The sequence below is a fragment of the Zunongwangia sp. genome (genome assembly GCF_048269745.1).
Taxonomy (GTDB): domain Bacteria; phylum Bacteroidota; class Bacteroidia; order Flavobacteriales; family Flavobacteriaceae; genus Zunongwangia.
The window spans coordinates 61,071-67,223 of the sequence record NZ_JBLXIB010000015.1 but is presented as its reverse complement, the minus strand read 5'-3'; the positions used below and the strand labels follow the sequence as shown (position 1 = coordinate 67,223).

At 33.2% G+C, this 6,153-nt stretch carries 8 protein-coding genes and 1 tRNA gene; 2 read left to right on the top strand and 7 right to left on the bottom strand.

The window, feature by feature from the left end:
* The first annotated feature begins 425 nt into the window (after positions 1–425).
* Both ACN0WI_RS14830 and ACN0WI_RS14825 read left to right on the top strand, forming a co-directional pair.
* Positions 426–1,001, top strand: coding sequence for a BfmA/BtgA family mobilization protein (locus tag ACN0WI_RS14830; RefSeq protein ID WP_417887828.1), 576 nt, complete (start codon positions 426–428; stop codon positions 999–1,001).
* Positions 964–1,257, top strand: a complete 294-nt coding sequence (locus tag ACN0WI_RS14825) for a DUF5712 family protein (protein WP_417887827.1) — start codon at positions 964–966, stop codon at positions 1,255–1,257. Before ACN0WI_RS14830 ends, ACN0WI_RS14825 begins: the two co-directional genes overlap by 38 nt.
* A 128-nt stretch (positions 1,258–1,385) precedes the next feature.
* Here the strand turns inward: ACN0WI_RS14825 and ACN0WI_RS14820 are convergent, their stop codons facing one another.
* The 7 genes from ACN0WI_RS14820 to ACN0WI_RS14790 form a co-directional block, all read right to left on the bottom strand.
* Positions 1,386–2,363: a site-specific integrase gene (locus ACN0WI_RS14820; RefSeq protein WP_417887826.1), complete on the bottom strand. Its 978-nt coding sequence runs from the start codon at positions 2,361–2,363 to the stop codon at positions 1,386–1,388.
* A gap of 27 nt (positions 2,364–2,390) precedes the next feature.
* Complete coding sequence (locus tag ACN0WI_RS14815) at positions 2,391–2,612, bottom strand: Arm DNA-binding domain-containing protein (RefSeq protein WP_417887825.1); 222 nt, start codon at positions 2,610–2,612, stop codon at positions 2,391–2,393.
* 223 nt (positions 2,613–2,835) lie between these two features.
* Positions 2,836–2,909: transfer RNA gene (locus ACN0WI_RS14810), tRNA-Arg, on the bottom strand.
* A gap of 86 nt (positions 2,910–2,995) precedes the next feature.
* Positions 2,996–3,265 carry an ATP-dependent Clp protease adaptor ClpS gene (locus ACN0WI_RS14805; protein WP_417887824.1) on the bottom strand — a complete coding sequence of 90 codons (270 nt, stop codon included), beginning with the start codon at positions 3,263–3,265 and terminating at the stop codon, positions 2,996–2,998.
* 57 nt (positions 3,266–3,322) lie between these two features.
* Entirely contained in the window at positions 3,323–4,150 is an 828-nt protein-coding gene (prmA, locus tag ACN0WI_RS14800) for a 50S ribosomal protein L11 methyltransferase (protein WP_417887823.1), read from the bottom strand.
* Between the two features lie 14 nt (positions 4,151–4,164).
* Positions 4,165–4,917 (bottom strand): triose-phosphate isomerase, encoded by a 753-nt coding sequence (gene tpiA / locus ACN0WI_RS14795; protein WP_417887822.1) that lies wholly within the window; start codon positions 4,915–4,917, stop codon positions 4,165–4,167.
* A gap of 137 nt (positions 4,918–5,054) precedes the next feature.
* The gene (locus tag ACN0WI_RS14790; protein ID WP_417887821.1) at positions 5,055–6,149 is read right to left on the bottom strand and encodes a BT_3928 family protein; all 1,095 of its coding nucleotides are present in this window, start codon (positions 6,147–6,149) and stop codon (positions 5,055–5,057) included.
* Positions 6,150–6,153 lie beyond the last annotated feature (4 nt).

The window sequence follows — 6,153 nt, the reverse complement described above, 5'->3', positions numbered from 1 at the left end:
AGGAAGCGATACGAAATCTGTACAATTATAATTTTGTATTCCATATGTAACCACTAAAAAACACCAAATAAGCCCTTATTAAATGAGGGCTTTTTCTATGGCTTATTTCTTTTAAATCGTATCTTTAGAAGGTTGACGAACAACACCTTTGGTCATTACCTTTTTAGATTTGACTTTCCTTAAATGACCAATCCATAAAATAATAAAAGCATTCCGCTTTGGTGGAATGTCTGAAAATTTGGGTCCCTATGGGACGGAAATTGGAAGAACAAGAGGGTGACACGCGAAACGGTGTCTCGGCTGTCAATTTCTATGCAAACAACTAATAATCAGATATTTAAACATGTTTTATTTATACTGATTTTCAGGACTTTGCAGCAAAATCTCTGGAACCCATTGTAAACAGGCACTTTTTTGCAGCAAAAATGAAGAAATTTTCAACATACGGCTTTTCAGGGATCAATATCAAAAAAGATATTGCCAAGCGTTTTAGGGCATTTTCCAAAGACATTTCCAAATCCCATTCGGAAACCCTCGAGGCAATGTTGAACTTCTTTAAATGGAATAATCTTGACCCTAATGATAATCTTATAGTAAAAACGGATGCGACCAAAAAAAGGATCAATGCCTTGATTGCGATTGTACGCAATATCAAAAAGCAACAGACCCTGCCAACCAAGGCGATGCTGGATACCTTGTTTCAGGAAATAAACAAGGTAGACAAGGAAGAAAAAGAAGTGGAACGGTTTGATTTTGGAACACCGGAAACCCTTTCTCAGGATACCGAATTGGAGCATTATAAAAAACGCTATGACCAGATGCAACAAGAACTGAGCACCTACCGAAATAACACGAAAAACCTACTGAAACATTTAACTTATGTGAAAGGAACTTTTGGGAAGGGATATTACAAGCTGGATATGAAGAAAGACGAATTAGAAAAACTTCAAAAAGAACTTAATAATGTACATCACCATCACTGCTCAGAAAGCACAGGGTAATTATGCGCAAAGTGCTGCAGATTTTGTGGAGTATCTGGAAAAAGAAAATGAAGGCAAACCACTTCCCGAACTGGAACATTTTTTTGATCAGCAGCACGATGAAATAACCGCCGAAGAAGTGATCTGGGAAATTGATGGCACGGTATGCTTGGTATATGTGCTGCCCAAATTTGTTCTGGGAAGTAAGGAGAAATTTCAATTGGAATTGCAAGAGTTAAATGGAAATAGGAAGGTACTGTTGAAAAAGAGACTTTAGATTTTTTATAATAGTTTACTTACTGTTTTTTGTACCAATGAAGATTAAGTTAGCTAATATCGACATTGAAATAAACGAAAAGGATAGCTGCTTACAACTATCCTTTCTGTTTGGCATTTTTTTAAAATCTATATTCCCCGTAATTTCTTACTAGGATCAGACATATCCTTACTCAGCTTATCTTCTAATACTCTGGCATAAATTTGAGTAGTGGCAATTTTAGTATGTCCCAATAGTTTTGAAACTGTTTCTATAGGAACTCCATTTGCCAGTATTACTGTGGTGGCAAAAGTATGTCGTGCCATATGAAAGGTAAGGTTCTTTTTTATATCACAAATTTCTGCGACTTCTTTAAGATACAGATTCACTTTTACATTGGTAATAACAGGCAAAAGACTCTCTGTAATCTGCACCATCAGATGATCCTCATATTTCTCGATAATCATTAATGCTTTATCAAGTAACGGAATTTTGACTTTGGTCTTTGTTTTATTTCTAAAGGTAAATATCCATTTCTGACCATCTAAACCTTTCATAATATTATTCCTAGTCAAATTATTGATATCTGAAAAACTAATTCCGGTATAGCAACTAAACACAAACAAATCCCTTACTCTATCCAATCGCTCATTATAAAAATTGAAATCCTCAATAACTTTAAGTTCATTCGGATTTAGAAAATCCCGCTCTTTCTTTTCAAAAGTGGGCTTCCAACGGATAAAAGGATCTTTGTCTCCCCATTCCAAATGAAAGGCCAAAGTCACTATTTTACGAAGGCGCTGTATATGCTTCATTACTGTATTGTGACTCATTGCATTAACATGTCCCTTTGGCCAGTAGGTAAAAAGAAAGTTCGCAAAATCATTGATAAACTTATAATTAAGCTCATTGAGATAAATAGAATTTATTTTAAGCTCCTCTTCTAAAAACCGATGAATATAGTTCTCGGTAACCTTAAAATTACGAATTGATCCCTTAGCAAGCTTTCCATTAATCTTTTGACCATGATATTCCAAAATATCAAGCAATGTCTTATCTTTTGGACCTTCCCCTAAAAAATTGGCTTTTAAAAGTTCTACTGTCACCGCTTTATTCTGGAATCGCAAATCCTGATAGTTCTGGAAAATTTTTGTTCAGGTCTCATCTATTAAATGGTTTAATTCTTTGGCTAGTCTCGAATTACCATCCAGTCCTTGAGCTGAGGCATCCCATAAGTCATATGGAATTTTCGATTTTAAGCTCACATTTACCCTTTGATTGTTCAGAGAAATTCTGACATAAAGATTGGTTAGATTGTTCTTTACTCTGGAGGAATACACCCAAAATAAAATGGAAAAAGTTTTTGAAGTACGCATAAGTGTCGCCTTTAAGTTAATACTCAGTAAAGACGAAAGTCAAATCACCTAATTTTAAATCACTGATAATCAAAGTTTCAACATGTTGACAGGATGAAATTATGTTGACGATCTGTGAACTACTAAAGGTAATAAAACGCTCACAAACAAAACCCCTAAAAAACATAAAACCCTGTAAATCATAGTATTTATAGGGTTTTAGCTTAATTTATTTCTTAAAAAGTGACCTCGGCAGGATTCAAACCTGCAACCTTCTGAGCCGTAATCAGATGCGCTATTCAGTTGCGCCACGAGGCCTTTAAAAAACTTAACTTGTTATCTCGCTAAGCGGGTGCAAATATATAATATATATACAATATTCAAAAATTTTTATAAAACTTTTTTTAAACTATTTCTGCACTTAAACCTGCTTCTAACAATTTAGAGCAACGAGGCTTTAAATCTTTAAAATCGCCTGTTTTTACAGTACATTTTCCTTTATAATGTACTAATATAGAACATTGCTCTGCTTGTTCTGGTGTATGATCGCATGCATATATAAGTGTTTCTATAACATGATCGAAGGTATTATAATCATCGTTATACAAAACAATTTCGTTTTCCTTATCAACTTTAGTATCTACCTTCTCTAAAACTTCTTCTTGGGTACTCATAGGGTATTAATTTTGAATCAGAAACTTTGCAAAAATACAAAAAACAAGTTAGAACTCTTACAAAGAAAACTTTACCGCAACCCACTTATCTTTTTCAAGATTTTCCTGAAATTTTAGTCCTAGCTTTTCACAAGCTTCCTGTATAATTGGAATATCTTCTTTATAAAATCCGCTTAAATATAAATCGCCTTCTTTTTTTAATACAGAAACATAAGTTGCCATATCTTGTAATAAGATATTACGATTAATATTAGCTAAAATAACATCATATTTTTTATCCCCTAATAACTCGGCTCCTCCTTCTTTAACGTTAATTTCAGGAACATTATTACGTTCTATATTTTCTAGCGTATTTAAGTAGCACCAATTATCAATATCTATTGCTTCTACTGGCTGTGCTCCTTTCAATGCTGTTAAAATAGCTAGCACACCGGTTCCGCAACCCATATCTAAAACGCTTTTATTTTCCCAATTAGTCTTCAATATAAACTGAATCATCATATGTGTAGTAGCATGATGCCCAGTTCCAAAACTCATTTTAGGCTCGATCACTATATCGAACTTCGTTTCTGGTTTAGAATGAAAAGGTGCGCGTACGCTACAAACATTATCTACAACAATAGGCTGAAAATTTTTCTCCCATTCTTCATTCCAATTTACTTGTTCAATCTCGGAAGAAGAATAGGAGATTTTAAATTCATCAGACTGTAAAATCTGAATTTCAGAAAGCAAATCTTCCGAAAATTCGTTTTTTAAAATATAAGCAGTAATTCCATTTTCCTGCTCTAAAAAACTTTCGAAACCTGCCGAACCCAATTCAGCAATTAATATTTCTGAACCCGGAGTTGTTGGTTGTATGGTAAACTGAAATTCGAGATAATTCAATGTCTATGTTTTTATTAAAATGCGTTTACAATTTCTAAAAAGTCTGCTGCTTTTAAACTAGCTCCACCAATTAAACCTCCGTCCACATCTTTATTAGCGAAAATTTCTTTAGCGTTAGCTGGTTTTACACTACCTCCGTATAAAATAGATACATCTTCGGCTACTTCTTCACCAAATTTATCAGCAACATTTTTTCTAACGAAAGCATGCATTTCTTGAGCTTGTTCCGGAGATGCTGTTTCTCCTGTTCCAATTGCCCAAACTGGTTCGTAAGCTAAAATGATGTTTTTCCAACTTTCTTTAGGAAGGTGATATAAACTTTCTTTTAATTGAGAAGCTACTAAATCGAAATGTTTTTCTGCTTTACGATCTTCTAGTTCTTCACCAAAACAGAAAATTATTGTCATGTTATTTTCTAAAGCAGCATCTACTTTTTCTGCAAGAAGTTCGTTAGTTTCATTAAAATAAGCACGACGCTCGCTGTGTCCTAAAATTACAGTCTCCACACCTACACTTTTTAGCATATTAGCAGAAATTTCTCCGGTATATGCTCCACTAGCATTTTGGTGCATATTTTGTGCAGCAACTACTACCGGTGTATCTTTTAGACTTTGGAAAGCTTCATACAAATTAGTAAAAGTAGGTGCTACCATAACAGTTGCATTTGGCTCTTTAACCATTTGTTTTTTAAGGTCTGAAATTAATTCTTGCGTTTCTGCAAGATCATTATTCATTTTCCAGTTTCCAGCTACAATATTTTTTCTCATAATTTTAAATTCTATAGTTTGTTAGCTATTATTTTTTGCTGATTACTACAAATATACCGAATACCTAACACATAAAACCTTTACAGAAAAGGCTTTTATAGCTTTTTATTAATCTTCTAAAACTTTTTTAAAAATGCCTATAATTTTATGGCTGAAACGTCGGACCAATGCTTTTTTTGCGTGATAATGCCTGCATTTAAAATTAAAACTCCAGGGTTCGCTCTTATAATTGTTTTAAGTGCGGTCTCATCGGTTTGATAAAAAGGAAAATCTAACTTAAAATTCTTTTTTATTTGTTGTTTTAATTGGTCTCCTGAAGCAGTTAAACCTAATACTCTATAACCCTTTTTTGATGCTTGTTTTGCTAATTTTGAAATAGCTTTAAAACCTTCTTTTTCCGATTTCTTCAAATCGTAAGAAACTATCAGTACTACTTTCTTTGCTGCCAAAACCTCATCAGTAATTATTTTATCGCCATCTATAATTTGAAAATCATGAATAGGTGCTGCTTTTCCTTCAGAAATTAACTCTGTTTCTACACCCATATATTCTCCTTCATGTTGTGGATAATTACCAGAGGTAGTTACTATTTCTTCTTTTCCGTTTACATTAAACTTCCAATGGTATTCAAACACATCTTGCGAATCGTCTTCAGGAGCTTTTCGTAATTCAGCAATATTATTTCCTATTTTATATGGTCTAAAATCAAAAACTGGCAAATGCATTAGCACATAATATGCATATAAAAAACAAAGCATATAGCTTAAAAATATTACCCAACGGTGGCTTGCCGGAACCAAAATTGGTGTAATCGATTTTTGATAAATAAAAAGGATAATTATAAAAAGAAGCAAAATTATATCTTTAGTAAAACTTTGCCACGGAGTTAATGGAATTGCATCTCCAAAACAACCGCAATCGGTTACTTTATTGAAATAAGCTGAATAAAAAGTTAGAAAGGTAAAAAAGACAATCATACCTAATAAACACCAAGTTGTAAACTTAGGTAGATATCCAATTAATAGCATAATACCTAAAACTAGCTCGAAAACACAAACTAAAACAGCAATTGCTAGTGCAAAAGGAGTTAAAAAATCAAGATTCAATACTTCAGGAGAAAAATATTCCTGAAGTTTATAGGAAAAACCTATAGGATCGTTAAGCTTTATAAATCCTGAAAAAATAAACAACACACCCACAAAAAAGCGAGCAAATTTCACTACTAACTGCATCCTA

Excerpts from the sequence above, each read along its gene's own strand:
- tpiA (WP_417887822.1), bottom strand. The coding sequence starts at position 4,917 with ATGAGAAAAAATATTGTAGCTGGAAACTGGAAAATGAATAATGATCTT.
- ACN0WI_RS14815 (WP_417887825.1), bottom strand. The coding sequence starts at position 2,612 with ATGCGTACTTCAAAAACTTTTTCCATTTTATTTTGGGTGTATTCCTCC.
- ACN0WI_RS14805 (WP_417887824.1), bottom strand. The coding sequence starts at position 3,265 with ATGAGTACCCAAGAAGAAGTTTTAGAGAAGGTAGATACTAAAGTTGAT.
- ACN0WI_RS14825 (WP_417887827.1), top strand. The coding sequence starts at position 964 with ATGTACATCACCATCACTGCTCAGAAAGCACAGGGTAATTATGCGCAA.
- ACN0WI_RS14830 (WP_417887828.1), top strand. The coding sequence starts at position 426 with ATGAAGAAATTTTCAACATACGGCTTTTCAGGGATCAATATCAAAAAA.
- ACN0WI_RS14790 (WP_417887821.1), bottom strand. The coding sequence starts at position 6,149 with ATGCAGTTAGTAGTGAAATTTGCTCGCTTTTTTGTGGGTGTGTTGTTT.